This window comes from Rhizobium sp. AB2/73 (assembly GCF_020871915.1).
Classification (GTDB): domain Bacteria; phylum Pseudomonadota; class Alphaproteobacteria; order Rhizobiales; family Rhizobiaceae; genus Rhizobium; species Rhizobium dioscoreae.
The window spans coordinates 155,887-180,753 of the sequence record NZ_CP067072.1 but is presented as its reverse complement, the minus strand read 5'-3'; the positions used below and the strand labels follow the sequence as shown (position 1 = coordinate 180,753).

Below are 24,867 nucleotides of genomic sequence, written 5' to 3'. Positions count from 1 at the left end.
TGAGAATGAGGTAGAGTGATGACAGTGCATTTCATTGGCGCAGGCCCAGGCGCCGCCGACCTGATCACGGTGCGCGGCCGCGACCTGATCGGCAAATGCCCGGTCTGCCTCTATGCCGGCTCGATCGTCTCGCCGGAACTGCTGCAATATTGCCCACCCGGCGCCCGCATCATCGATACCGCGCCGATGTCGCTTGACGAGATAGAGGCCGAATACCTGAAAGCCAATGCAGCGGGCGAGGATGTCGCGCGCCTGCATTCGGGCGATCTCTCGGTCTGGAGCGCGGTTGCCGAACAGATCCGCCGGCTGGAGCAGCATGGCATCGACTATACACTGACCCCAGGCGTTCCCGCTTTCGCGGCTGCCGCCTCGGCGCTCGGCCGCGAACTGACCATACCAGCCGTCGCCCAAAGCCTAGTTCTGACCCGCGTTTCCGGTCGTGCCTCGCCGATGCCAAACAATGAGACGCTAGCGAAATTCGGCGCGACCGGCGCGACCCTCGCGATCCATCTGGCCATCCATGCACTCAAGGAAGTCGTCGAGGATCTGACGCCGCTTTATGGCGCGGACTGTCCGGTTGCGATTGTCGTCAAGGCCTCCTGGCCCGATGAGCGGATTATCCGGGGCACGCTAGCCACGATTGAGGCAAAGGTAGCGGCGCAGCCGATCGAGCGCACCGCATTGATCTTCGTCGGCCCGTCGCTCGCCGCCAGCGATTTCCGCGAAAGCTCGCTCTACGATCCCACCTATCAGCGTCGTTTCCGTGGCCGCCAATAACGCCGGACACCGTTGCAAATCCCCTCGAAATTTCCTCTAGTCGATCGCGGCAAGCCGTTGGGGAAAAGAGGATCAGGAAATGCAGCGCATCACCATCACCATTGATGACGATCTTCTGGAGACGATCGACAAGATCAGCGCGCAGCGCGGCTATGCAAGCCGCTCGGAAACCTTGCGCGATCTCGTGCGCGATGCCGTGACCCGCGCGCAGCCGACCATAGATGGCGAAGCGCGATGCTACGCGGCCCTTGCCTATGTCTATGAACACGAGACCCGCGACCTGTCGCGCCGGCTGACGACGGCGCAACACGATCACCACGATCTTTCGGTCTCGACGCTTCATGTTCATATCGATGGGCAAGATTGCCTCGAAGTCTCCGTGCTGAAGGGTAAGGTGGACGAGATAAAGACCTTTGCCGACAGCGTCGTGACGCAGCGCGGCGTACGCTTCGGGAACTTGCACATCATTCCATCCGACGACGGCGCAGACCACCCCGTACCCCATTTGCATGACTGAGCGGACGGCAAGTTGCCCGCGGACTACCCCGTCAGAGCTGATGATATAGGCGACACTCCTTGAGAGCGGCAACCAAAACCAAGCGGCTTCAACAGGGCCAGCGATGCCGGCGGCGGCCAGCATCGGCTTCAGCGCCGATCCGGGTCATGCCTCCCCGACGGCAAGTATGGTCAAACGAAGTTCTTGCTCACCACATAAGATTCCGTCAGGCCTTGACGAAGTACGACGAAGCGTAAATGTCTTCCCATCACGGCAAATGGGGGAAGCGATGAAGATACTCGGCATACCGGGCAGCCTGCGTAAAGGCTCCTTCAACACGGCCCTGCTGCACGCGGCCGTCGAATTGGCACCAAACGGCGTCGAGCTGATCGCCCGCACCATCCACGGCGTGCCGCTTTACGACGCCGATCTCGAGGCTGCGGATGGCATTCCGGAAAAAGTACGGGAACTCAAAGACCTCGCCATTTCAGCCGATGGCCTCATCCTGTTTACGCCGGAATACAACAATTCACTTCCTGGCGTTTTCAAGAACGCAATCGACTGGATGAGCCGGCCCTCTACAGACATCGCTCAGGTTTTCGGCGGAAAGCCGATCGCCGTCCTCGGCGCTTCGCCGGGCAATTTCGGTACCATCCTCAGCCAGAACGCCTGGTTGACGGTGTTGCGCACGCTCGGCGCCGAAGCCTGGTTCGGCGGTCGGCTCATGGTGTCACGTGCCGGCAGTGTTTTTGATGCCGATGGCGCAATCGTCGACGAGAAAGTGAAGCACAATCTTGCGGCTTTCATCGATGGCTTCACGACCTTCGTCGCGGATCGCAAAAAGGACTGATGCGTGGCTCTGCGGGTGGACCGGACCGCAAACATGGAGCCTATGATTGAACCGATGAATGACCTAATGTGAATGTGGTGCCGAGTCCCGGCGCCTCCCTGGCCCCGCGCATCGTCTTCCTTCGAAAGCCATGAAATCCAATAGTACCGGTTACGTCTTCACGCTGTTGGCAATCAGCATATTCGCCATACAGGACGGCATCTCCAAGCACCTTGTCAGCGCCTACCCGCCGCTTCTGGTGGCGATGATCCGCTATTGGGCTTTCATGCTTTTCGCCATCGCAATGGCTTCGCGCGCACCGGGCGGCTTGCGGCGCAACGTCGGAACCAAGCGTCCTGTCCTACAGATTGCCCGGGGCTTGCTGCTCGCCGCGCAGATCGTCGTCGCCATCTCGTCCTTCGTCGTCGTCGGCCTTGCCCATTCGCAGGCGATCTTTTCATCCGGTCCGCTGATGGTGGCCTTGCTGTCGATCCCCATCCTCGGCGAGAAGGTCGGCTGGCGGCGATGGCTGGCGATCTGTTTCGGTTTCTTCGGCGTGCTGTTGATCCTGAAGCCGGAAAGCGGCGTCTTCGATGCGCGCTTCCTGGTGCCGCTCTTCGGCGCATTGCTATTTTCGCTCTACGTCGTCCTGACACGCTATGTCAGCCGCGAAGACGGCGCCATGACCAGCTTTTTCTATACGGGCGTGGTGGGCGCGATCGCCATGACCTGCATCGGGCCGTTCTTCTGGACACCGCTTGCGCCCCATGACTGGATCTTCATGGGCATTCTTTGCCTGACCGGTGTTTCAAGCCATTATTTCCTCATCCGAGCCTACGACATGCTGGACGCGGTGGTGATCCAGCCGCTGACCTATCTGCAGCTCGTCTTTTCCGCCATTATCGGTGTCATGATATTCGGAGAAAAGCTGAGCGCGCCCATGATCTTAGGCGCGCTCATCGTTGTTGCGGCGGGCATATTCACCATCTGGCGCGAACATGCGCTGGCGAGAACCCGGCTCAAGACCTGCAAGAGACCGGCGGGCTAAGCATCCACCTGGGCGCGTGGCTGCACCTCGGTATAGTAGCTCACATATTTCTGCCGGTAGCGCTCCGTTCCACCGAAATCGCTGTAGCGCGGCAGTTCCGACATGTCGGTCTTGTTGAGGATCACACCGAGGATGCGCGAGTTGATCTGCGGCTCCTGCTCGAGAACATCACGCACCAGATTGGTCGGCGTTGCGCCCCATTCGGTCACCAGCAGGAAGGCATCGACCTGCGGCGCGAAGGCCTTTGCGTCGATGACGGGACCAAGCGGCGCAAGATCGACGATGATGTAGTCGAACATCTTGCGGGCATTTTCCATCAGATGCTGCATGCCCTGCGAGGATAGAAGCTCGCTGGTGTGCAGCAGATGATCACGCACGGCGACCGGAAGAATGGCAAGCTTGGTGCGCGGGTCGACCTTCACGGCATTCGTCCAGGGCACCTCGCCAAGCACAGCCTCGATCAGGCCCGCCTGCGGCGGCGTCTTCAGCGTCCGGCTAAGACCTGGATTGCGCAAGTCGGCGTCGATGAGAAGCGTGCGCTTGCCGCTGCTCGCAAGCAGAGCGGCAAAATTGGCAGCCGTCGTTGACTTGCCTTCGCCCGGCAGTGCCGAGACGACGCCGATAACACGGTCGGCACGCCCCTGCAGCATCACGTCGCTGGCGAGTTTCGCATTCCTCAAGGTCTCGGCGAAGATCGAGCGCGGCGCTTCGACGGAGATGCGCATTATGCGCTCGAAGGCGACGCCGTTTTCTCCCTCTTCCGCCGTTATCGGCTCCGCTCCGGCATCGGCCCTGCGCGACTTCTTCTTGCTCTTGCTCTGCTGACCGAGCAGCGGCAGATAGCCCAGGAATTTCAAACCGAGAGCAGCCCGCACGTCGGCCTCGACGCGGAAATAACGGTCGCGGAACTCCTGGAATGCAGCTACACCGCAGCCGACCATCAGACCGAGGATGACTGAGAGCGCCATGACGAGCGTCTTCTTCGGGCTGGACGGCGCAGTGGGCACGCCGGCCACCGAAATGACGCGGGCCTTGGCGATGGGGAACGAGCGCTGCTGGGTCGCCTGTTCGAAGCGGCCGAGATAGGATTCGTAAAGCGTCTTCAGCGCCGATGCCTTCTGGTTCAGCTCATTCAGGTGAACCAGCGACTTGTTGGCCTCGGAATTCTTGCCGACCACCTTGTCGATGCTTTCGCGCAGCGATTCCGCCCGCGACTGAGCGACATCATACTCGTTCTTGTAGCTGGCGGTGAGCTGCTGAAGGACCTGATAGATCTGCCGGGTGATGTCCTGCCGCTCGGCTTTGAGCGCCACTGCCTGCGGATGATCGGCGCCGAAATTCTGCGTGACATCCTGTTCGCGCTTTTCGACGGCGAGATAGCGCGTTTTCAAATCCTGCAGCACCGAATTGTCGGTCGAGCTCGATGAGATGGTCGCGTTCTTGACGGCGTTATCAGGGCCCTGGTCGATGATCGACTTATACTGATTGTAGCGGGCGGCGGCGCTGGCTGTGTCGGCCTGGGCGATGATCAGCTGCTTGTTGAGGTCGGAAATCTGCTGTTCCGACATCAGTTCGCCGCCGGTTGACGTCAGGCCATTGTCCGCCTTGTATTTCTCGACTTCCAGCGAAGCCTCCTGAGCGCGCTGGCGCAGGTCGTTCAAGCGTTCCTGCAACCAGACGGAAGCGCGTTCGGTTGCGTCGAAATTGGCGTTCAGCTGGTCGGTCAGATAAGCGTCGGCATAAGCGCTCGTAACCTTGGCGGCGAGACGCTTGTCTGTCGAACTGAAGGAGACGGCTACGACCGAGCTTCGCGTGACGCGCTCGACCTTCAGATTGTCCTGCAGAACAGCAGCAACCTTCTGGCGCTGGGCTTCCCGCTGTTCCTCGGGCGTCATGGGCGGGCGGCCAGGCGTGAAGACGCTGACGATCAGGCTAACGCCGGATTTGAGCAACGCCGCCGGAGATACGGGCGGATTGAGCAAGGTATTGTTGTCCGCGAGGCCCGCCGTGTCGACGACACGCAACGCCATCTCGTTCGATTTGAGGATTTCGACCGCGCTGGCGATCTCCATGTCCGCCTGCTGGCTGCTTGCCGCCGGCGGCTGATCCTCGGCATATTTCGTCATGGTTTCGTCGAGCAATATCTGCGTCATCGACGTATAGCTCGAGGTGGCCGTCAACAGATAGACGACGGCCAGGATGACAAAGGCGGCCACGGCGAAAATGATGGTGCGGATGCGCCGGACCACGACGGCCATCAGCCGGTCGAGATCGATAAAGCTATCCTGCGACTCCGCTTGCGGAAGAGCGCTGTGGAAAGTGAAGTTCTTCTGATGCATGGCGACCACCTTGTCGGAGAAGCCCGAATGAACAATAGCCACGGCCCGCGGCCTTACCGGCCGCAGGCCACAATGTGAACAGGCTTAAGCGGCGGTCATCTGCGCTTCGTGCGAGACGACCATGTTGCGGATCGAGTCATAGACCAAGCTGCCGATATCGGAGCGAGCGAGCGCGAAGGCGACGTTCGCTTCGATGAAGCCATGCTTGGACCCGCAGTCGAACGTGCGTCCGTTATAGACCTGGGCATGGAAGGTCTGCGTCTCGGAAAGACGCAGCATGCCGTCGGTCAGCTGGATCTCATTGCCGGCGCCGCGCTCCTGACGGGCCAGAATGTCGAAAATCTCGGGCTGCAGAATATAACGGCCATTGAGGTAAAAGTTTGAAGGCGCCTCGGACGGATGCGGCTTCTCGACCATTTTGGTCACGGCGAAGCCATGGCGCACGGACTCGCCCTTGCCGATAATGCCGTATTTCGAGGTTTCTTCCGGAGCGCATTCCTCGACGGCGACGATGTTGCCGCCGGTCTCGTTATAGAGGTCCATCAAGCCGGCCATGCAGCCGCGAATGCCGTAGCAGAGCATGTCAGGCAGAAGCAGCGCGAATGGCTCGTTGCCGATCAGATCGCGGGCACACCAGACAGCGTGGCCGAGGCCGAGCGGAGCCTGCTGGCGGGTGAAGCTGACAGCGCCCGGCCGCGGCAGGAGGCGTTCCAGCTCGCTGACCTGGTGGCTCTTGCCTGCCCTTTGCAGCGAAGAAATCAGCTCCGGCGTGTCGTCGAAATGGTCTTCGATCGCCGACTTGTTGCGGCTGGTGACGAAGACGATGTGCTCGATGCCGGCTTCGATGGCTTCATCGACGGCATATTGCACGACCGGACGATCGACGATCGTCAGCATCTCCTTTGGCATCGCCTTGGTGGCGGGCAGGAAGCGCGTTCCATTGCCGGCAACCGGGATGACTGCTTTTCTCACACGACGTTTGGGGTCCATGGCTCTATCCTTTGTTAGAGTGAGGGCCTGCGCCCATGTTGGGCAGGGGGGAGGAAAGTTGGGAGGTAGGCGACGGCTGGCGACCGCTCCGCAGAGATGCGGCCAACCGACGAAAACGCGCAAAGATCGGCATGCTGAGATGGCGCACCGCCCGCGGGTTGAGGCATGCGATCTTGAGCACCGCCTGCAATTCACGTTCCTTGATGCTGTCGACCAGCTTCAGGAACGCGATGACGTCCTTCAGATTGCGCGTGCGTCGCCGCTGTGCGGCAAGGGCAGCGGCCCCGAAGGGATGTTCGGCGAAGAATCTGGTGTCTGCGGCAAGCATGGCTTCGACATGGTCTTGCCTGAGAACACGCGAGATCGATCCATCGCGAATGTAATACAAGTAGCCTACGGTCGGCTCGACGACGCAGAGGCCACCACGGGCGAGCGCGGAAGCCAGGAAAATGTAATCCTCGCCGATCCGCAGGGTCTCATCGAAGCGCAGGCGATGCTTCTCGATGAAGGCTCGCTCGAAGACCGGCTTCATATAACCGAAATTGTGCTCGGACTGGAAAATCATGTTGGAGGCTATGAACTTTGCCAGCGTCAGCGTCGGCATGCGTGCCAGCATCGCCTCGGGGAACATCGGCAGCATCGTGCCCACGTCCTCGCGGATGACGTCGAGATTGTCGACCGCGATCTGCGCCTCGGCCTTTTCCGCCCTGGCGATCAGGCGGGACATGCGGTCCGGACGCAGGGCATCATCGGAATCGAGCACGGCCACCCAGCGGCCCCGAGCCGCATCGAGCCCGGCATTGCGGGCAGCGCCCGGGCCGCCATTGCGGGCCATGGCGACGAGTCGTACGCGCGGATCGGGATGGTTGCCGGCGATCTCGCGCGTGCCGTCCGTCGAGCAATCGTCGACGACGATGACTTCCATGCTGACGGCACCTTGCGCCAGCGCGCTGTCAATGGCGCGCTCGAGCGTTTCCTCGGCATTATAGGCAGCAATGACGAAGCTGACATCGGGGATGAAATCCGTCATTGCGGTGCCTTCTCCAGATTTCCGTATTGTTCTATTTCGCGAACTCCGAAGAGGCCGCTGACGACGCCGGCATGCATGATCCCGCGCAGGCCATAGCGATGGCGCTTGATGGGCGACGCCGAGAGCAACGCCGCAACAACGAAGCAATAGGCAGATTTCGTGCCTGCAAGCGCGATCGCGCGCCAGCGCCCGAAGCCACCCCTGGCTTCCAGCAGCATGCGACCATGCGTCTGCCCCATGCGATACCGGCGCTTCGAGAGCCAGGAGACGGTTGCCCGACTGTTGGGAACGGGTTCGTAGACCAGCGCATCCGCGGCATAGGCGATCCTGCCGCCCGCCTTGTGCATATGGGTGAAGAACTCGGTATCCTCGCCGCCGCTGCGCCCGAGCGCGATATTGAAACGCCGCCCGGCAAGCGAAGGCGCGCCGCGGCGCAGCAATACATTGCAGGTGTAGCCGGTCAGGATTTCTCCCGCGACCCAGACCGGCAGAGTCGAATGGAAATCGCCCTGCTGCATCCATGCCGGAGCGACATTCGCGTAAACCGCCTGCACGGGGCCGAGAACGGCGTCGGCGCCGGTCGTGTCGGCCATGATGAGCATTTCCGTCAGCCAGTCTTCCGAAGCGGTCTCGTCATCATCGATGAAGGCAAGGAAATCGCCGCTTGCATGATCGAGGCAGGCATTGCGGGCAATCGAGATGTTCGATGCCGGGCAATGGACATAGACGATCTCGAAGGGTACGGCCGAACGCATGGCATCGACACGGCCCCGCGCGCTCGGCGTCACATCATTGTCGGCGACGATGATCCGGATGACCGCACCTGTGGGGACGTTGAGCACGGCAAGCGACAGCAGCGTCTGATCGAGCTCTGCCCGCCGATAGGTGCAGACCGCTATGTCGATCTTAATGGGGCGTCGATGGACTTGTGTCATGACGCGACCCTGCGATTGCGGAAGCTGAAAACTTCCATCCAGAAGCCCATGGACCAGGCGAAATGCATGACCATGGCGGAAATTGCGGCCAGGGGGCCGTAGGGGTTCTTCTGGCCAAGAGCGATCCAGAAACCGTAGGCGATACAGGCCACAGCCCACAGACCAACCGGAATAACCGCAATCCAGTTAAGCACCGCCAGGAAGGCACCGATGAAAATCGGCACGACCGCAAGCGGCAGCATCTGGCGCAGGCTCGGCATGCTGCGATGCTTGAGAATATTGCGCGCGCGGCCGCGGCCATAACCGAGATATTGCTTGAAGAGCGTCGGGACGCTGGAGCGCGGATAGTAGGTCATGGCGGTCTTGTCCGTCAGCCAGATCCGATACCCCGCCTTGTTCAGCCGATAATCCAGCTCGGCATCCTCGTTATGGCTGAAGGTTTCGTCGTAGCCGCCGACGGCACGGAAGGCGGCAACGCGCATCAGCGCATGATGCCCATGCTCCGCCCAATGGCCCTTGGCTCCCTCGCGATGTTTGGAGCCGCCATTGCCGAGCTTGGAGTTCTGCGCGACGGCCGTTGCCTTCTGGAAGGCGCTGAAACCCATGGTGCGCATGGCAACGACGACCGAATCCGCGCCCGTCGCACCGGCCTCTTGCACCAGCGTCTGGCAGTAATCGTCGGGATAATCGCCATGGGCGTCTATGCGGATGAAATACTCATGATCGTCGCCGAACGTCTCGATGGCGAGATTGATCGCTGCGCTCTGCAGCCGCTTCGGATTGTCGAGCAACAGAACGCGGGGATCTCTTACGGCCATATCCCGGACGATCTCGCGCGTACGATCGGTGCTGCCGCCATCAGCCACCACGATCCTGGCGTCGAGTTCGTCCAGAGCCTGCCCGAGTTTGGCGATCAGCGGCTCGATATGCTTTTCCTCGTTGAGGCAAGGAATAACGATTATGCAGCGCATGTCCCCAGAGCTTTCGGTCGTCATTGCAATCCACCTCTATTGCGATGCAGTTGTGGGAGGGCCTGTACTTCGGCAATCTGCTCATTGGCGTGCGTCAGCGACGCCAGTCGCTGCACCAGCCCCTGACAGTCGGCGCGATCCATCATCCATTGCTTGCGATCCTGGGAAGCCACTGCCTCGAAGGCGTCGAGATAACGCTTCGTGTCCATCTCATCCAAAAGCGCCGTCAGATGTTCGGCATCGGCCTGGTCGAGCGTAAGCCCGATCTTTCGGCTGGCAAGAAACCTTGCCGTCTCCGTATCCTTGATCGCAATCGGCACAGCGCCATAAAGACCGCCTTCATAGAGGCGGTTCGGCAGCAGCCAGTTGGAGTTCAAGCCTTCTTCGAAAAAATCGATCGCCCAGGAGAACTGGACTTCGCCATAGATCGCCGAGAGATCCTCGGGGTTCTTGTAGGCGCCGACAAAATGCATGAAGGGTGCATCGCGGACGGTGCGATCGAAGTCGTCGAACTCGGAATAGGCCGGGCGGCCCCGCAGGATGATCTCGAAACGGCCCTCCATCCGCCGCGAGAATTGATCGAGTATGGCCAAGGACTTGCGGCAGCGAAGAGCGCCGAACCAGCCTATCTTCCAGGGCTTGCCCGCAGCCGGCGGTCTTGCTGTCGATGCGATGGCGCGCGCCGCGGGCTCAAGCGCCAGCACCTTGTTTTCGAGCAGCATGACCGGCACATGTAGCCCGGAGCGCGGGCGGAAATAACGCTCGATGAAGGCCGGCGAACTGGTCACCAGCAATGCCGCCTGCGAACCGAAATGGCGTTCCGCACTGCGAAGCGCGCTGCCCACGACATCGTCGCGCAGCAATAGCCGATGGATATCGAGGCATTCATAGACAACAGGCATATCGCCGCCAAAAATGGACTTGGCGCGATGGGCCAGCGCCAGCATTTCGAGATTGCGGCCGATGATGAGGTCCGGCCTTGCGACCGAGCGCAGCGCACCACGCAGTTTCGCCGCCGATTTAGCCACCGCCGTGATGCGCTGCGCAAACTGGGCATCCCGCGTCTTGCCGAGCTCGATCGGCTCGACACCATGGATGGCAGCCAGCGCATTGTCATCGCGCCGGAACCCAGCGAGCGTCACGAGTGCCCCGCCGGCCTGCAGCATCAGCACCCGCCTGCGCACAGCCGGGTCGGCGAGATCATGGACGAAATACAGTATATGCAGCATCAAAATTTCCGCTTTTGCGCCCGGCATGACCGAGCGCCTGGTGTGGTTGGTGTTGCATGGTGGCATTGCAACCGGCCGCGCGAGATGCCGCGCGGCCGGCCATGTTCAATCGAGCTTGCAGGTGATCGATTCCGGGAACAGGCACTTCTCTCCCGGCGCGGTGAAGGCGACGCGCTTGATCTCCATGGTTGCCGGCTCGCCGCTATAGGCGAACTTGCCCATCCAGCCGCTGAGCGTATCGGTGCCCCAGAGGCTGAAGAAGATCTTCTGCGCGTTCGTCGGTATCTTCGAAGGATCGGTGACTTCCTGAACGAGCTTGCCGTTCACGTAGTAGCGCAGACGATCCTTTTCCCAGACGAATGCATAATCGTTGAAGTCCTGGTCGGCGCCACCTGCAACCGGCACCAGCTTTTCATTGCCGCCCTTGGCGGAAATATATTGGTTGACCTGAACTTGGCCGGGATTCTTGCCGAGCACTTCGAAATCGATCTCGTCATGCGGCTTCTTGTCGGTCGGGCCGATATAGGTGAAGAAGGCAGAGTTGAGACCAGACCCCTTGGCTGTGCGATAACGCGCCTCGTAGGTGCCGTAGCCATAGCGTTTCATCGTCTGGATTTCGCCGCAAGCATAATTGCGATCGCCGGTCTTGGACTGGGTAAACTGCAGTTGCAGCGTTCCGTCCTTGACGCTCACCTGTTTCCGCGACCAGGTGCAATTCTGATACGCTCCGTTGTTCCAGCCATCGGAAATATACCAGCGGCCGGTATCCAGACGTTCGAAATTGTCGACGAATGACTGGCCGGTTGCCTGATCATCCTGGGCGGACACGGCCTGCGGCAGGAGGCACGCGCTCATGAGAGCGATTGAGACAAGACCAAGTCTTTGCATGTAACTTCTTTTCGATGTCGTCATGGCATCACCTTTGCTTCGAACGCACTTGCCGACCTTCGGCGGCGCCGTTCTGGACAGCACGGATTTCAGCTTGAGGGCGTACCCGGCTGCCAGTCAGCAGGTTATGGAAGCTTGGCAGGGCGTAGCGCGCCATGCCGTTGGTCAAGGGCAGCAGCAGTAAGGCAAGCGCTGCCGCCAAAAGATAGAAAATCGGATAGAGTTCGCTGCCGCCGCGGTTCCAAAGAACCCAGAGACAGAAGAGCAACGGATAATGGGCGCAAAAAATCCAGAAGCTGAGGCTGCCCGTTCCCGCCAGGCTCCTCCCGATCCGGCTGCGGATGAAGATTGCCGATACTGCCCAGAACCCGGGAATGCCTACCAACACCATCAGATTGCGACAAACCTCGAGCCACAACGGCAATCCAGGCCCTGTCATGTAAGCAGCCGTGGCCAGAAGCGCGGCAAGCGCAATGAAGGCGGGCGCGATCAGGGCGGCATAGCGATCTATGAGCGTCAGGTCGATACGATGGAGGCTCAGGTAGATTCCGAAGCTGAAACTGAAGAGAATCGAGTTTCGCAACACTATCCCGATAGATATTGGCCATGCCGCCAGCAAAAGCAAAAAGATCAATGTCGGTAACGGAGCACGACGAATAAGAAAATCCAGCACCGGCGACAGCAAAATGCAAACAAAAAGATCGCGCAGGAAATAGAGCGGCAGATTTATCGGCTCGCCATCGATGGCTAGCAGGAGATTCGATATCGTGTGCGGATTAGCCTCCGACAGATCCGGCAGATACCCATCACCGATACCGTAATACTGAAGAAGAAGTACGAAGAGGAAGAATGCGCTATTCCACAACAGGAACGGCAGAATAACTGTCTTTGTCTTCCGGCTAATGGTGCCTGTATAGCTCTGCGGTGCCTTTCCATTTCGAAAGAGCAAATACCCGGAGATTACGCTAAGGCAGGGAACACCTACACGGAACAAGCTGTCACGCAGGAACACCCGCAGCCAATCGAAAAAGCCATATGCGCCGTTGAATGGGCTGCTATGCGGATCGAAGGGTATATGGACAAAGATGATGCCCGAGATGAGCACGATACGCATGAGGTTTATCCGCGAAGACACGTTGGCAGTCACATTCACGATGTCTGTCACCCCTTCTTCGTGCTGCATCCCCCCTTGCAGCCATTTCAAACAGAGCACAGCAGAGCTCGCAGACTTAACCTAGGGCGCTCTTTGGAAAGGGAATATGGCACCGCAGCAAAAATGAGTAAAAAATCATATGCGGACCAGTGCTGAAAACACCGGTTTGCACGCTTTTAAGCATGGAATAATCGATTTGAATTGGAGAAAAGCTCTGCTGCGAAAGGCACTTAGACGCCCGCGCGAACTTTCGATACCGGTTTCCGAGGAAGAGTTCGACCCGTCTTGTTTTTTTACTGGAAGGTGAAGATTTTTTGCAGCGCAGCAGAGTTTGGTAGGCGAACCATGACCAAAATGCGACAGCATTTCAATCCATATGAGAAATGCGGCTTACATCGCTCCTCTCATGGGTGCATAAATGTAAGATCATGGCGTGCAATGTGTCACAATGATCCCTCGCGGGATGGTCTCGTATCCTCGGCGGGATGGTCTGGATGCTGTCGTGCTGGGGATAAAGTTTCAGAAAATCTCGTTTCTCAACATTGCTCGACACCGATTGGACGCTACCTGTTGGCGTCACAACGACCTCCGTTATGGGTCAATCGGCCGGAAAATTGCCGCGGATGCCGTTGGAAAGCCAATGATCATGCCCTCGGGGATGAGACCGCAAGCCCCTGAATCAAAACCGTAAAGGCGGGAAAATGGCGTCTATCACAATTGTTATTCCGTTCTATCAGAAGCAAACCGGCGTTCTGCTGCGCGCGTTGAAATCAATATCCCGGCAGACATTTCAGGATTTCGATATCCTGATCGTCGACGACGCATCGCCGCTTCCGGCGGAAGACGAACTGCAGTCGCTGAGCAACGAAGAAAGAAAACGCATCCGCGTGATCCGTCAGACCAACGCGGGTCCCGGGGGGGCCCGCAATACCGGCCTTAACAGCGTGCCGGCCGAGAGCCGGTTCGTGGCCTTCCTGGATTCCGATGACGAATGGGCACCGGAACATCTCAGCAACGCTTTCGGAACGCTGACCCATTACAATGCAGATTGCTACTGGGACTCCATCGATGGCGGCAAGGAGTTCTATTATCATTTCAGCATCGCCGAACTCGGAAAGTCGGCCGGTACGATACGATTGTCGGACAGACCCGCCGTCGTCGAAATTCCGAACATAGCCAGCGTCATGCTGCAGGATTGGAGCTTCTTGCATATGTCCTGCATGGTGATCGGGCGGCCGCTCTTCGAAAAGATCCGTTTCGAGCCGTCATTGCGGCTGGCGGCAGAGGACGTCCTGTTCTTCTGCGACTGCGTTCTCGCAGCCAAGCGGGTATTGCTATGTGAAAATGCCGGTGCACTGCGTGGCGAAGGCGTGAACATCTTCCACAGCATCGATAACGATTCCCCGGAATTCCTGCGTCAGCAATTCAACACGTGGACGGCGCTCAACACGCTGGAACAGAGATTTTCGCGGCGGCCTCAGGATGTCGAGTCCATCCGCCTCTATAAAAATCGCGCCCGGCGGCAGGCGCTCTGGAGCCAGGCGCGGCAGGTGCGGCAGCGGCGTCTGCCGCAATTTGGACTGCTGGCAAAATGGGCCTTGCGCGACCCGGCGATTTTACAAAGCGTCATGCAGCTTGCCGTCGGCAAACTCGCGCCCTAGATTTTGCAGCGCAGCATGAGCTGCGCATGCCGCATCGAAGAGCCACGGCGTGCCCCGCTATCGTTTGGATCAGCAAGGAGTCCTGTATGAAGCCGTTCCACTGGGAATCCACCCATGGCAATTTCGGTGATGATCTCAATCTCTGGCTCTGGGATTTCCTACTTCCCGGCCTTCGCGATGTTCACCAGGAAACACTGCTGGTCGGCGTCGGAACCGTCCTCAACACGGAGATCCTGCCCCATGAGGGACGCAAGCTCGTCATCGGCAGCGGCTTCGGCTATGGCTCCCTTCCTGACATGCGCGACACATCGCAATGGGACATTCGCAGCGTACGCGGCCCGCTGACGGCGGAAAAGGCTGGCCTGCCTGCCACAATGGGCATTGTCGACCCCGCCGTCCTGGTGACGGAAATGCCCGAATTCCAGAACATTTCGAAAAACGGCAAGCGCACCTTCATTCCGCATTGGGAATCGGCTGCAGCTGGTCTCTGGCCTGAAATCTGCAAGACCGTGGGCCTTTCCTATCTCGACCCCCGCGGCGAGGCAAAGGCCGTGATCCGCGAAATTGCCGCCTCAGAAATGATCGTTGCGGAGTCCATGCACGGTGCTATCCTTGCCGATGCTTTCCGCGTTCCATGGATTGCAGTCAGCTCCTCGCGCTCCATCAACAGCTTCAAATGGAACGACTGGGCGCGCTCGCTTGGCGTCACCTACCAGCCAAAGCACATCCCGGTTTCGACCCGCGCCGAGGCGATCGCCAAGGGCGCGAAGTTCTGGGGAGTCGGCTTCGAACGCAGCAAGCTGGCAGCAGACGAGCTCGGAAAACAGCGCTACGGGGAAAACGTGATGCTTGCCGATCCCGAGCAGACCACGCTGCGCATCATGGCAAAGCAGGCACTTGCCATGCCTTCCGCCCTGGCTCTGTGGCAGGCAAGCAAGGCGAGGCCGCAGCTGAGCAAGGATAGCGCGCTTGCCGCCTGCAAGGAGCGCCTCCTCAATGTGGTCGAAGGCGTTCGCCGCGATTATCTGTAAGCAGCGATACCGCTATTTCGGAGCGGCCTGCAGAAGATAGCGCAGGCCGTTCGCACCGGCATGGGCGATAGGCGCACCGCTCCGCTTGCGGAAGCGCTCGGTCTTATCAGCTAGAATGCCGCCGGCAATCGCCGGGACGGCGAAGGGATTCCAAAGCGCATAGATCGCGGCAGACAAGAGCCCCGATTGCGACTTGATGTCGAGGAAATGCCTGAGCTCGTAGCGATCGCGGATATGCTGCTCATGACGGCGGATTACCGCAGCATCTTCCGAAGAAAGCCCGCCCTTCGCAAGAATGGTCCGGTCAGCCTCATAGAGACGGCGCAAATCCTCCGTCCTGTGCCGGCCGCTCAGGGAATCGCTGCGCACCACGGCGCCGTAACCGCAGCTATGAATGACCTTGTAACGTGCGCGCTTCGCCAGCGCGCGGACGTAAAGGTCATAGTCCTCACCGAGGCGCAGCGCCTCATTGTAGCGCAGGCCATGCGCATCCAGAAAGGAACGCCGCATCAAGGGCTTCAGGAAGCCGATCTCACCGCGGCGCACGCCTCGCTTGGAAATATTGCCCTCGACGAAAGCAGCAAGATCAAGAAACCGTGGCTTCGCATCGAAATGATCGAGCCGCGCATGTGCGTCAGGAACGGTGTCGGCACTGACGAAGGCGATGTTGTCGGCGACGAAATCCCAATCGTCAGCGGCAAGCAGCGCAGCAAAACGCCCTGGAAAGAAGAAATCGTCGGCATCGAGAATGCCGATCAGCGGAGCCTTGGATATGTCGATCGCGTGATTTCGTGCTGCGGCGGGACCACGGTTCTTCTCGAATTCCTGGATCGTCAGTCTGCCGCTGCCGTCATCCGCCTTGGCCGCCGCGGCGGCGGTCCCATCCGTCGAACCGTCGTCGATGACGACGACTTCCGCCACTTCGGGCTCGCGAAGGGCCGAGGCAACGGCCAGCCCGATGGTGTCGCTGGCATTCTTCGCGGCAATGATTACGCAGACACTTTTTTCTGCACTGTCGATCACGTCAGCCTCCAATGGTTCAGGCGGAGACTTAGGACATGGCGCCGATCCGGCAACTGCCGGATCATCAAAAGATCTAATCGTCTAGCCGCTTCAGGGGTTGAATGGTTCCGAACGCTTTAAGCTGGAGGCGGACAGACCGGCGACCTTGCTGTCCTCCTGGGCCGATGCCGGCACCTTATCTTCGCTCGACAGGGCCTCATGCGCCTTGCGCTCTTTCCAGACAAGGTAGAGGACGCCCAGGAAATAACCGACCTGCAGAAGGACGGCACAGATGACCGTTTCGATCAGGGTGGTCGAAAGCGAGTTCGTCAGGAAATATGTTGCGATGGCAAATACGATCAGCGTGCCCAGCATGCTGATGAAAACGCGGGGCGCATACATAATCTTACCCCGCCCGCTCGACCATCAAATGAAAAACGATCAAGGTCTTTCCTCCCTTATCAGACCTAAGTCTTAAATATATTTTATGATTCATTGAGATTCAACCAAGTTACCCAGATCCGTTGCGATTTGAGACGACGCTAACGCCGGGCCTGTTAAAACTACACCTCGATTATAATTACAATTGAATTTGTTCATCTTTCTCTTTGCAATTATATGGAGATATAATGAAATAATGCAATTTTTGCGAAACATGAGGTCAGCCGCGCCTCCATCGGTTCATCGCCAATCCAATCAACTTTTATTACAAAGTCCTGAGAAATCCGATCTCAGTATGTGCGCTGCAAAATATTGCTGCAGCGCAATATATCCCATGAACAAATCGGGATGGCATATAGCTGAAGGGAAACCGAACCCAGGCTATCGAAGCCAATGATAATGAACAACTTACCGTTCGATGCCTATAACATCCTTAGAAATCGTCGACTATGACGCGGCAGAGCTGTCAACCGCGACATTATACGCAACACGATACAGTACAACCCACCTATAGTTGATCACTGAATTAAACCAATTCACCACCGATGCGGTAATTATATACCGCCATACCATATCGCTACAAAAGTTTGGCTTAAAAAGTCCAAATCGGAACCTACACTCCGATCATCCCGGCTCTAATTACGCGTCCGAGAATTTCCGACCAATCGTCAACATGAATGGAGTTTTCTCTATGAAGTCTGCGACGAGATCGGCCACATCGGCTTTTTTCAGCGCCGCGGAAAGCGACGTCTTTCCGCCCACTGGTGGAGTACTGAAGCGCGTTTTCGACGTCTCTGCCGCTATGCTCGCTTTGGTTCTCATCAGCCCGCTCTTTCTGATGCTGATGCTGCTGGTAAAGCTTACAGACCGCGGCCCCGCTTTCTACGGTCATCGCCGTATCGGCCATAACGGCAAGACCTTCCGTTGCCTGAAGTTCCGCACCATGGTCGTCGATGGCGACAAGGTGCTGCACGCCTACCTGCAGGCCAATCCGAAGGCAATGGAAGAGTGGCGCGCAACGCGCAAACTGCAGAACGACCCCCGTGTCACCACCGTCGGGGCCGTCCTGCGCAAGCTCAGCCTCGACGAGCTGCCGCAGCTCATCAACATCATCCGCGGCGAAATGAGCGTCGTCGGACCACGCCCGGTCGTGGAAGACGAGCTCGAACGCTACGAGACCGCGGCAATCTACTATTTGCAGTCCCGTCCGGGCCTGACCGGTCTGTGGCAGGTCAGCGGCCGCAACGACGTCTCCTATGAAAGCCGTGTCGCCTTCGACACGCATTATGTGAAGAACTGGTCGCTCAGCAGCGACATGGTGATCATCGCCAAAACCATTCCTGCAGTCTGCCTCTCGCGCGGCAGCTATTGATGATGACTGACAGATACCGCGGGAGGTTTCCTGCGGTTCTCCCGCGTCTTGCGGGTTGCCTACCAATAACAGGGAAGATCCTGCATGATTGAATTTCGGCCTTCCAAGAGGCTTGTACGCGTCAATACATCGCTACGCTGCGCAACTATCGTTGCTCTCAGCCTTTGCGTAGCTTCCGTCTCGGCCTCGGCCGAAAACCTTCCCGGATATCATCTGGGCGTCATGGACAAGCTGCATGTGCGCGTCGCCGAATGGCAGACCGCCGAAGGCACGGTTCGCGACTGGTCCACCATTTCGGGCGATTATACGGTCGGCCCTTCCGGCTCGATATCCATTCCTTTCATCGGAGATATGCCCGCGGTCGGCAAGACCACGGATCAGATCGCCGAAGCCATCGGCCTCGGGCTGCAGAAGCAGTTCGGCTTGCGTGATCGCCCATCGGCGTCAGTCGAAATGTCGCAGTTCCGACCGATCTACCTCTCAGGGGAAGTGCAGAATCCGGGTGAATATCCGTTCGTACCCAACCTGACCGTGCTGAAAGCCGTAAGCCTCGGCGGCGGCATGCGCCGCGCCGATGCCGGACAGCGCTTTGCGCGCGATTTCATCAATGCCAAGGGCGACGCCGTCGTCTACATGGCGGAGCGCAGTCGCCTGCTGATGCGCAAGGCGCGGCTGATGGCCGAATTGGCTGGCAAGGATGACATCGATGTGCCGCCAGAGCTCAAGCAATTGCCCCAAACGGCAAGTCTGCTCGCAAGCGAGAAAGCGCTGATGGACACGCGCGCCAAGCGCATGACGACGCAGCTAAAATCACTGGAAGATCTGAAGGCGCTCCTGCAGAACGAAGTCGAGGCGCTTTCGAAAAAGAACGACACGCAGAGCCGTCAGCTCGATCTGGCCAAGGCCGATCGCGACAAAGTCGAAAGCCTGACGGAACGCGGCCTGGAGCTTGCCTCCCGCAGGATCTCCGCTGAACAGCGCGCCTCCGACCTGGAAGCGACGCTTCTCGATACGGAAACCGCGTCTCTGAAAGCCAAACAGGATATCAACAAGGCCAACCAGGACGAGATCACTCTGCACAACGACTGGCAGAGCTCGTTGGCCCAGGACATGCAAGATACGGACACGCAGCTGGAAACGCTGCAGCTGAAGCTGTCGACCAGCCAATCGCTAATGCAGGAAGCCGTGGCTCAATCCGCCGACGCCAGCAACCTCGATCCAAGCGGGCCGGGTGTCAGCATCTCCTACACCATCATTCGTGACGAAAACGGCCAGTCGAAGGAAATCCAGGCTCAGGAAAACACGCAGGTACTGCCGGGCGACCTGATCAAGGTCACTACCGGCCTTGCCATCCGATAGGAAAGTCGATGCGGATAGCCAAATCGATCTTTGTGCGTCCAGGCAGCAACGCCACCTACGGAGCGGTGGCGATTGCTCTTTCCTTCTTCGTATTTGCCTATTCCTCCCGCTTCGGCCAGCCCTCGATTCTGCTGTACTATGCCCTCTGGTTTCCGCTCGTCATGATCGATTACCGGAACGTGCTCGGCAGTTATAATAGGCAGCTCTGGCTCTTCGCATTCGGCGTTTTCACCTGCCTTTCGATTTTCTGGTCGGTCGTGCCCTCCGTGACGGCGCGCGCGGCGATCCAGTACATGACGCATATCTTCTGCGCCTTGATCGCCATGCGCACGCTCGATATCCGCACGCTGACGCGCGGCGCGATCGCGGGCACCGCCATCGTGCTCATCTATTCGATATTGTTCGGCTATTACGCCTATGATCCGATCGACGGAAGCTACAGCTTCGTCGGCGCCTTCGATTCCAAGAACCAGCTCGGCTTTTATGCCTCGCTCGGCATCTATTTCGCCTTCGCAGCCGTCTTCGTCCTTGGCGAACGTCGGATCTGGATGCTGGGTGCAGGATTTGCCGGCCTGCTGTCCGCCTATTGCCTCCATGCTTCGGCATCGGCAACATCGGTGCTGACGACGGGACTGGTCGTAGTGTTATGCGCAAGCCTGCGCGTCATCCTGTATCTGTCGCCCAAGCAGCGTAAAAGGCTGTTTGTAACAGCGGCCGTCTCCAGCGTCATCCTTGCGGTTGCCGGCGTCTATCTCGGTGCGGTCGATCTTGTTCTCGGTGCCTTTGGCAAGGATTCCACGCTTACCGGGCGTACCTATCTTTGGCAGCAGGGCATCGCGGCCGCACAGCAGAATCCTTTCTTCGGCGTCGGCTATCAAGCTTATTGGGTCCAAGGTTTCTCCGAGCCCGAGCGACTGTGGGATGAGTTCTTTATCGCCTCCCGCGCTGGCTTCCATTTCCATAATACCTATATCGAAACTACGGTCGAAACCGGACTCATCGGCGTCTTCCTGCTCGCCTCGATCCTGCTGACGGCTTTCATCGGCCATATCAGCCGCTTTCTGAGCGACATCAGAAACGATGAATCCTACATCCTTCTGGGTGTCGCGACCCTGTTGCTGATCCGCTCTTTCGTCGAGATCGATATTCTCAATCCGTACCATGTCGGGTCCTTCCTGTTTTACTTCACAGCAGGAAAGCTTTCCATGCGAGCGCGTATGCCGGCGAACATGCCATTGCGAACGGATGAGCAGATACCATTCGCGCCGCCTGTCAACTGGGAGCCGCGAACGGGCCAATGAAGACACTCTACGGCATTCAATATCTCCGTGCCTTCGCCGCGCTCGCCGTCGTGTTCTTTCACGCAGCCGAGCGCAGCGGCGGCCATTTCCGCATCGGCGCCGCTGGCGTCGACGTCTTCTTCGTCATCAGCGGATTCATCATGTGGACCATGAGCGAGCGTCGGCCGGTGACGCCGCTGCGCTTTGCGCTCGACCGGCTGCAGCGCATCGCGCCATCCTACTGGATCGTGACCGCCATCATGATCGCCGGCGCCGCCATCGGCCTGTTTCCGAACATGAAGCTGACGGCAAGTCATATCCTCGGTTCGCTGCTGTTCATTCCCGTCCGCTCGCCAAGCGCGGGCGGTGGCGAGATCTGGCCGGTTCTGGTGCAGGGATGGACGCTGAATTTCGAGATGTTCTTCTACGTCATCTTCGCGGCCTGCCTGTTCCTGCCGCAACGGCTGCGGCTTGCCAGCATGACGGCGATCTTCCTCGCCTTCGTCATCGTCGGCGGCATCATCGCCCCCCAGTCCCCGCTGCTTTTGACCTATACGCGGCCGATCATCCTGGAATTCGTCGCCGGCGCAATCCTCGGACGCCTCTGGCTATCCGGACACGTGCCGGGGGCAGGCCTCGGTCTCGCCCTGATCGCCGCCGCATTGTCGGGCTTTGCCGCCATCCAGATTCTCGGCCTGGACTTCAACGAGGTCACCTGCGGCCCCCTGGCTGTTACCCTCGTACTCGGCATGGTGTCGGTGGAACGCAGCGGCAAGTTGCCTTCCATCCCGCTCCTTACCTATCTCGGCAACAGCTCCTATTCGATCTACCTCTGGCACACATTGGCCATTTCGGTGGTCGTCAAGCTGATGTCGCGGATGCAGATACCCTCCGACGCCATTACCTTCGTCGCCGTCATCAGCGGCACCGTTCTCGGCATCTGCGCCTACGAAGCTGTCGAAAAGCCGCTGCGCAATCTGCTGAGAAGCCTGAGCTGGCGAAGATCACGCCCTTCGCCGGCCTGAGCCCGCGCTGCACACACCCGTTGCGCAAATACCGCGCGCATACGCTTGAGGACGCCTCGGTGGACCTCTCCTAAAGGACATTTCGTCGGTTCCGGCGCAGCTTGTGCGGCAGACTGATGCCTGCTTCTGCCTACAAGCGTCCAAACCGGAGCCTGCCCGGATAAGTCTGGTGCCCACGGCGCTCCAAAGTGACCTTCCCTGACGACAAGCATGCGACAATCGAACGGATGGCGTCCCGCTCGATTGTCGCCCCATGCCTCGCCCTGTCCCTGCCCTAAAGCGCGTCGCGCAAAAGTGTGTGGCGGTTTTGCGAGACCGACATGCGCAAAATCAAGGACCTAAAGCACACGAAGCGAATCTGAAAGATCGCGATGTGCTTTAGGCCCGGCGGCGCCGCAGCTGGTCGAAATAAACGATGACGATGATCAGGACGCCGGTGATGATGCGCTGCCAGAAGGAATTCAGGTTCAGCAGGTTGGCGCCGTTGTTGATGGTCGCCAGGATGAAGGCGCCGATCAGCGGGCCATAGACCGTTCCGACGGCGCCGAACAGGCTGGTTCCACCGATCACCGAAGAGGCGATCGCCTGCAACTCCCAGCCATCGGCCTGCGTGGCATTGCCGATGGCGATACGCGAGGCAAGAAGAATGCCGACGAACGCCGCACACGTCCCTGAAAGGATATAGGCGAGATAGATCATCCAGTTGACGTTGACGCCGGACAGACGCGCAGCCTCGCGGTTTGAGCCGACGGCGAAGAGATAGCGCCCCCACCGGCTCAGATGCAGGAAGATCACGGCCGGGATCGCCACCAGGATCACCATCCAGAACAGGCTCGGTATCCCCAAGAAATCCGAGACGGCGAAATTGGTGAAATCATCATTGACGATGTTGATCGTCGAACCGTTGGTAATCAGCAGGCCGATACCGCGAAGCGATGTCAAAGTCGCGAGCGTGATGATGAAGGGTGGCAGGCCCATGCGCACGATGCCGAAACCATGGAACGCCCCGATCAGAACCCCGAACAGCAATGTGATCAGGATGGCCGCCCAGACCGGAAACCCGGCCTGCAGCAGCCAGGCGATGATGACGGTGCAGAAGCCGACGATCGCGCCGACGGAAAGGTCGATGCCCGCAGTGATGATGACGAAGGTTTGCCCAAGCGCAAGAATGGCCGTCATCGAGCCCTGACGCATCAGATTGGTGATGTTGAGCGGCGTCCAGAACTTGTCGGTCCAGAGTCCGAGCACGACCCACAGTGCCAGCAACAGCAGGATCAGCGTCAGGCTGAAGAGGATGTTCATCTTGCGTCGCGGCGCAACGGTCGGGCCTTCTGTCGTATTCGCGGCCATTTTTGTTCTCCCTCTTTAGACTTGTTTATTGTTCAGACGCCGATCGCCTCGCCGAGGACTTCCTCATGCGTCGCGGCATGGAAATCATGGCTGGCGACCAGCTGGCCGTGGCGGAAGACGTGCAGACGATCCGCAAGCTCGTAAACCTCGGGCAGATAGGACGAAATGACGATGATGCCGGCGCCGTCACGAAGCAGCTTGGCAAATAGCCGATAGATCTCCGCCTTCGTCCCGACATCGACGCCGACGGTCGGCTCATCGAAGATGAAGAGCTTGGCGCCGTGGCTCAACCATTTGCCGATGACCACTTTCTGCTGATTGCCGCCGGACATGGCTGAAACCAGAACCCGCCGGCTCGGTGTCTTGATGCTGAGATCGCGGATCTGCTTGTCGGCATTGGCCGCCTCGCTCTTGTTATTGATGATCGGGCCGCTGCTCAGCCGCCGGAACACGGGCAGATTGATGTTGAGCCCGATCGGCAGGTTGAGGCAGAGCCCTTGATCGCGCCGGCTCTCCGGTGCCAGCGCAATACCGAGTTCCATCGCGTCACGCTCGTTGCGGATGTCGACCTTGCGCCCCTGCCAGTAGATTTCCCCCGCGGAAAGCGGCTGGCGGCCATAAAGACCCAGCGCGAATTCGCTGCGGCCGGCACCGATCAGCCCGTAAAGACCGACGATCTCGCCGGCGCGGACGCTGAGCGAAACATTCTCGAAGCCGGGGCCGGAAAGGCCGCGGGCATCGAGGATGGTATCGCCGATCGGGATCTCCTCCTTGTGGTAGATCTGCTCGATGGAACGATTGATCATCAGCTTGATCAGCTCGTCCTCGTTGGTTTCGGCGATCGTGCGGGTGCCGACATGCGTGCCGTCGCGCAAGACCGAGACGCGATCGGCCAGCTCGAAGACCTCTTCCATGCGATGGCTGATATAGACGATCGTTACGCCTTCGCCCTGCAGACGACGGATCAGCTTGAACAATTGCGCCGATTCCTGGCGGGTGAGATAGGCGGTCGGCTCGTCGAAAATCAGGAATTGGGTGCCGCGCATCGCGGCTCTTGCCGTTGCCACGAGCTGCTGCTGTCCGATGGTGAGCGAGCTCAGGAGTTCGCCGGCCGGCAATCCGAAGCCGAGATCATCGAGCACGGTTTGCGCCATCGCGACCATCTGCTTTTTGCGCATCAGGCCGAAACGATTGACTTCATCGCCAAGGAAAAGATTGGCAGCGACCGTCAGATGCGGGCAGAGCACCACCTCCTGATGCACCGCATTGATACCGCGGGCGATCGCCTCATTCGGCGTTGCGAGCGCCACAGGATGCCCGCACCAGAAAATTTCGCCCGCCGTCCTGGTGATGACGCCGGTCAGGAGCTTGATGAGGGTCGACTTGCCGGCGCCATTTTCCCCGACGATCGCATGAATCTCTCCAGCCAGAAACGTGACGGTCGCCGGCTTCAGCGCCTCGACGAAGCCATAGCGTTTCTGCAAGCCCTTGAGTTCCAGAATGGGCGAGCCTGGCGGAATGCGGTTCGCTTCCGTCTTGACGATGTCGTCGTGCCGATGGCTGATTTCTTCAAGGCTCGTCATGAGGTCTCCTCCCTCTCGCACCGCCGCGCGACCGCCTCGGAGAAGCGGCCAGACAAAAAGGCCGCGCCCGCTTTGTGC

22 protein-coding genes are annotated in these 24,867 nt (G+C 59.1%); 10 read left to right on the top strand and 12 right to left on the bottom strand.

Annotated features, from left to right (window positions below):
- The first annotated feature begins 18 nt into the window (after positions 1-18).
- From cobM to I8E17_RS20485, 4 genes are all read left to right on the top strand, one after another.
- Positions 19-777, top strand: coding sequence for a precorrin-4 C(11)-methyltransferase (gene cobM / locus I8E17_RS20500; RefSeq protein WP_069610333.1), 759 nt, complete (start codon positions 19-21; stop codon positions 775-777).
- Positions 778-856: 79 nt separating this feature from the next.
- A complete protein-coding gene (gene nikR / locus I8E17_RS20495) occupies positions 857-1,294 on the top strand; it encodes a nickel-responsive transcriptional regulator NikR (RefSeq protein ID WP_069610332.1) in 438 nt (145 codons plus the stop codon).
- A gap of 268 nt (positions 1,295-1,562) precedes the next feature.
- On the top strand, positions 1,563-2,123 hold the full coding sequence (locus tag I8E17_RS20490; protein WP_113366215.1) for an NADPH-dependent FMN reductase: 561 nt from the start codon (positions 1,563-1,565) through the stop codon (positions 2,121-2,123).
- Positions 2,124-2,253: 130 nt separating this feature from the next.
- Entirely contained in the window at positions 2,254-3,150 is an 897-nt protein-coding gene (locus tag I8E17_RS20485; RefSeq protein ID WP_069610330.1) for a DMT family transporter, read from the top strand.
- On the opposite strand, the gene I8E17_RS20480 is transcribed toward I8E17_RS20485, so the two are convergent.
- The 8 genes from I8E17_RS20480 to I8E17_RS20445 all read right to left on the bottom strand — a co-directional run bounded on the left by I8E17_RS20480 (position 3,147) and on the right by I8E17_RS20445 (position 12,646).
- Positions 3,147-5,489: a polysaccharide biosynthesis tyrosine autokinase gene (locus I8E17_RS20480; RefSeq protein WP_069610467.1), complete on the bottom strand. Its 2,343-nt coding sequence runs from the start codon at positions 5,487-5,489 to the stop codon at positions 3,147-3,149. The two genes, I8E17_RS20485 and I8E17_RS20480, sit on opposite strands and share 4 nt — an antisense overlap.
- Positions 5,490-5,573: 84 nt before the next feature.
- Positions 5,574-6,479: a UTP--glucose-1-phosphate uridylyltransferase GalU gene (gene galU, locus I8E17_RS20475; RefSeq protein WP_069610329.1), complete on the bottom strand. Its 906-nt coding sequence runs from the start codon at positions 6,477-6,479 to the stop codon at positions 5,574-5,576.
- A 4-nt stretch (positions 6,480-6,483) separates the two neighbouring features.
- A complete protein-coding gene (locus tag I8E17_RS20470) occupies positions 6,484-7,509 on the bottom strand; it encodes a glycosyltransferase family 2 protein (protein ID WP_069610328.1) in 1,026 nt (341 codons plus the stop codon).
- On the bottom strand, positions 7,506-8,444 hold the full coding sequence (locus tag I8E17_RS20465) for a glycosyltransferase family 2 protein (protein ID WP_069610327.1): 939 nt from the start codon (positions 8,442-8,444) through the stop codon (positions 7,506-7,508). The genes I8E17_RS20470 and I8E17_RS20465 overlap by 4 nt, the downstream gene beginning before the upstream one ends.
- Positions 8,441-9,439, bottom strand: a complete 999-nt coding sequence (locus tag I8E17_RS20460) for a glycosyltransferase family 2 protein (protein WP_069610326.1) — start codon at positions 9,437-9,439, stop codon at positions 8,441-8,443. Before I8E17_RS20460 ends, I8E17_RS20465 begins: the two co-directional genes overlap by 4 nt.
- Positions 9,436-10,644, bottom strand: coding sequence for a glycosyl transferase family 1 (locus I8E17_RS20455; protein WP_069610325.1), 1,209 nt, complete (start codon positions 10,642-10,644; stop codon positions 9,436-9,438). Before I8E17_RS20455 ends, I8E17_RS20460 begins: the two co-directional genes overlap by 4 nt.
- A gap of 105 nt (positions 10,645-10,749) precedes the next feature.
- The gene (locus tag I8E17_RS20450) at positions 10,750-11,556 is read right to left on the bottom strand and encodes a glycoside hydrolase family 16 protein (protein ID WP_069610324.1); all 807 of its coding nucleotides are present in this window, start codon (positions 11,554-11,556) and stop codon (positions 10,750-10,752) included.
- Positions 11,557-11,560: 4 nt separating this feature from the next.
- On the bottom strand, positions 11,561-12,646 hold the full coding sequence (locus I8E17_RS20445; RefSeq protein WP_069610323.1) for an acyltransferase: 1,086 nt from the start codon (positions 12,644-12,646) through the stop codon (positions 11,561-11,563).
- Between the two features lie 740 nt (positions 12,647-13,386).
- Between I8E17_RS20445 and I8E17_RS20440 the strand changes: the two genes are divergently transcribed.
- Together I8E17_RS20440 and I8E17_RS20435 are read left to right on the top strand one after the other, a co-directional pair.
- On the top strand, positions 13,387-14,346 hold the full coding sequence (locus I8E17_RS20440; protein ID WP_069610322.1) for a glycosyltransferase family 2 protein: 960 nt from the start codon (positions 13,387-13,389) through the stop codon (positions 14,344-14,346).
- A gap of 86 nt (positions 14,347-14,432) precedes the next feature.
- Positions 14,433-15,377: a polysaccharide pyruvyl transferase family protein gene (locus tag I8E17_RS20435; RefSeq protein WP_069610321.1), complete on the top strand. Its 945-nt coding sequence runs from the start codon at positions 14,433-14,435 to the stop codon at positions 15,375-15,377.
- 12 nt (positions 15,378-15,389) lie between these two features.
- Here the strand turns inward: I8E17_RS20435 and I8E17_RS20430 are convergent, their stop codons facing one another.
- Together I8E17_RS20430 and I8E17_RS20425 are read right to left on the bottom strand one after the other, a co-directional pair.
- The gene (locus I8E17_RS20430) at positions 15,390-16,400 is read right to left on the bottom strand and encodes a glycosyltransferase family 2 protein (protein ID WP_219511638.1); all 1,011 of its coding nucleotides are present in this window, start codon (positions 16,398-16,400) and stop codon (positions 15,390-15,392) included.
- 90 nt (positions 16,401-16,490) lie between these two features.
- Positions 16,491-16,781, bottom strand: coding sequence for an exopolysaccharide production repressor protein (locus tag I8E17_RS20425; RefSeq protein ID WP_069610319.1), 291 nt, complete (start codon positions 16,779-16,781; stop codon positions 16,491-16,493).
- A gap of 730 nt (positions 16,782-17,511) precedes the next feature.
- Here I8E17_RS20425 and I8E17_RS20420 point away from each other — a divergent pair.
- The 4 genes from I8E17_RS20420 (at position 17,512) to I8E17_RS20405 (ending at position 21,856) form a co-directional block, all read left to right on the top strand.
- On the top strand, positions 17,512-18,192 hold the full coding sequence (locus I8E17_RS20420) for a sugar transferase (RefSeq protein WP_069610318.1): 681 nt from the start codon (positions 17,512-17,514) through the stop codon (positions 18,190-18,192).
- An 84-nt stretch (positions 18,193-18,276) separates the two neighbouring features.
- Positions 18,277-19,551, top strand: a complete 1,275-nt coding sequence (locus tag I8E17_RS20415; protein WP_069610317.1) for a polysaccharide biosynthesis/export family protein — start codon at positions 18,277-18,279, stop codon at positions 19,549-19,551.
- Between the two features lie 8 nt (positions 19,552-19,559).
- The gene (locus I8E17_RS20410) at positions 19,560-20,852 is read left to right on the top strand and encodes an O-antigen ligase (protein WP_113366214.1); all 1,293 of its coding nucleotides are present in this window, start codon (positions 19,560-19,562) and stop codon (positions 20,850-20,852) included.
- Positions 20,849-21,856: an acyltransferase gene (locus I8E17_RS20405; protein WP_069610315.1), complete on the top strand. Its 1,008-nt coding sequence runs from the start codon at positions 20,849-20,851 to the stop codon at positions 21,854-21,856. Before I8E17_RS20410 ends, I8E17_RS20405 begins: the two co-directional genes overlap by 4 nt.
- A gap of 378 nt (positions 21,857-22,234) precedes the next feature.
- On the opposite strand, the gene I8E17_RS20400 is transcribed toward I8E17_RS20405, so the two are convergent.
- On the bottom strand, positions 22,235-23,206 hold the full coding sequence (locus I8E17_RS20400) for an ABC transporter permease (RefSeq protein ID WP_069610314.1): 972 nt from the start codon (positions 23,204-23,206) through the stop codon (positions 22,235-22,237).
- Between the two features lie 32 nt (positions 23,207-23,238).
- A complete protein-coding gene (locus tag I8E17_RS20395) occupies positions 23,239-24,789 on the bottom strand; it encodes a sugar ABC transporter ATP-binding protein (RefSeq protein WP_069610313.1) in 1,551 nt (516 codons plus the stop codon).
- Positions 24,790-24,867 lie beyond the last annotated feature (78 nt).